This window comes from Gemmatimonadales bacterium, assembly GCA_030697825.1.
Taxonomy (GTDB): domain Bacteria; phylum Gemmatimonadota; class Gemmatimonadetes; order Gemmatimonadales; family JACORV01; genus JACORV01.
Genome location: JAUYOW010000133.1, coordinates 1 through 2,284 on the forward strand (window position 1 = coordinate 1; position 2,284 = coordinate 2,284).

Annotated in this window: 1 protein-coding gene; it reads left to right on the forward strand. The window is 70.7% G+C overall.

Going from position 1 to position 2,284, the window contains the following annotated elements:
• A partial coding sequence (locus tag Q8Q85_06830) for a hypothetical protein (protein ID MDP3773967.1) occupies positions 1 to 2,284 on the forward strand: 2,284 nt, incomplete at both ends.

The following is a 2,284-nucleotide window of genomic DNA, read 5'->3' on the forward strand; positions in this document are numbered from 1 at the left end:
CACACTTGGGGACCGAACCGGGAGCGCGGGATCAACCGGACCACCGACGGCGGTCAGACCTGGGCCCTGTTCAATTCCGAAAGTGACCGGGCCGGGTTCGTGGACCTCGCGCTCGACCCGTCCTATCCCGACCATCTCATCGCCGCGTCGTGGGAGCGGGTGCGCGGCCCGTACTTCCTGCGTAGCGGTGGGCCGGGCTCGGCGCTGTGGAGCTCGACCGACGGCGGCGCCACCTGGACCAGGGTCACGGACAGCGGCCTTCCCACCACCACGCTGGGCCGCATCGGCGTGGCGTTCGCGCCGAGCGACCCGCAGGTGGTGTACGCGATAATCGAGGCCGACAGCAACCCCAACCCCGAGTCGCTGCGGCGCGGTTTCGTGCCTGATTCGACCCGACGCCAGAGGCTCCAGTCAGGTCTCTTCCGGTCGAACACCGGCGGCCAGACGTGGAGCCGGATCAACTCGGAGAACAACCGGCCGTTCTACTACTCCAATGTGCGCGTGGACCCGCGCAATCCAGAGCGGGTGTACTGGGCTTCGACGCAGCTGCGCTACTCGAATGACGGCGGCCGCACCCTGCGGCGGGTGGGGCAGGGGATCCACGTGGACTACCACGCCATGTGGATCAACCCCGGCGACCCCGACCACTACATCGTGGGGCAGGACGGCGGCATCGCCCAGACATTCGATCGCGGGCGCACTTACGACGCCATCCTCCAGATCCCGGTAGGTCAGTTCTACGCCGTCGGCGTGGACATGCAGAAGCCGTTCTGGGTGTGCGGCGGCCTCCAGGACAACGGTACCTGGTGCGGGCCGAGCCGGACGCCGACCGGTGGGATCACCAACGCCAACTGGATCAACGTGGGTGGCGGTGACGGCTTCTACTCCGCCATCGACCCGACGGACCCGGACATCGTCTACTCGGAGTCGCAGGGCGGGAACATCCAGCGGCGCAACCTGCGCACCTGGGAGTCGCGGGGCATCCGTCCCGGCGGCGGCGGTGGTGGCGGCGGTGGTGGCGGTTTCGGCGGCGGCAATCGTCCGCTCGAAGACTCGATCATCATCGCCCGCGGCGACACCACGGTCCCGGCGACGCCCACGCAGCAACGGGTGATAGACTCGCTGCGCGTGCGCATCGCACGGGACACCGCGTGGGCGATGCGGAACCGCTTCAACTGGTCCACGCCGTTCTTCCTCTCGCGTCACAACCCCAGCACGGTGTATCTCGGCGGGCACCGGGTGTGGAAGTCGGTGAGCCGCGGTGACGCCTGGGTGCCGATCAGCGACGACCTCTCGACCCGCGACACGATGCGCATCCGGACGTCGATGGTCGCCACCGGCGGCGTCACGCGTGACGCGACCGGCGCCGAGACCCACGGCACGCTCACTACGCTGGCCGAGTCGCCGATCCGGCCGGGCATCCTCTGGGCCGGTGCCGATGACGGGAACGTCTGGCTCACCAGGAACGACGGAACGACCTGGGAGAACCTCACGACCCGCTTCGCCGGCGTGCCGCCAAAGACGTGGGTGAGCCGCGTGGAGGCGTCTCCATTCGACAGCGCCACGGCGTACGTCACCTTCGACGGGCATCGCGACGACAACTTCCGGCCCTACGTCTTCGTGACCACCGATTTCGGCCGGACGTTCCGGAGCATCGGCGCCAACCTGCCGCAGGGCGAGTACGTGCATGTGGTCCGGGAGCACCCCCGGCGGCGCGGCATGCTGTTCGTGGGCACCGAGCTGGCGGCATACGTCTCGACCGACGCCGGCGAGGCTTGGAGCCGCCTCATGACCGGGATGCCCCCGGTGCCGGTGCACGACCTGGTGATCCACCCGCGCGACCGGGTTCTGGTGGCCGCCACGCATGGGCGGAGCATCTACACGATGGACATCGGGCCGCTCGAGGGATTGACGGACAGCATCCTGGGGGCGCCGTCACACGTCTTCGCCGTGGAGCCGGCGCTGCTCTACGCGCCGCGTACCGGCGGCGGTGGCGTGGGCTCGGTGGGCCACAGGGTGTTCGCGGCGCAGAACCCGCCCTTCGGCGCGCGCATCGGGTTCCGGGTCGAAGGTCCGCCGCGGCCCGTGGCCCCCGACACTGGGATAGCGGCCGCGGGGGTGGCCGGAGGCGCAGCCCCGGGTGATGCGGAAGAGGGCGGCGGAGCAGGTCCGGGCGGCGGCGCTGGCGGCCCTGGCGGCGCCGGCGGGCCGGGCGGGGCGTTCGGCGGCGGGCGGGCGCCGCGGGCCGACGACATCGTTTTCGTGATCACCGGTGCGGCCGGAG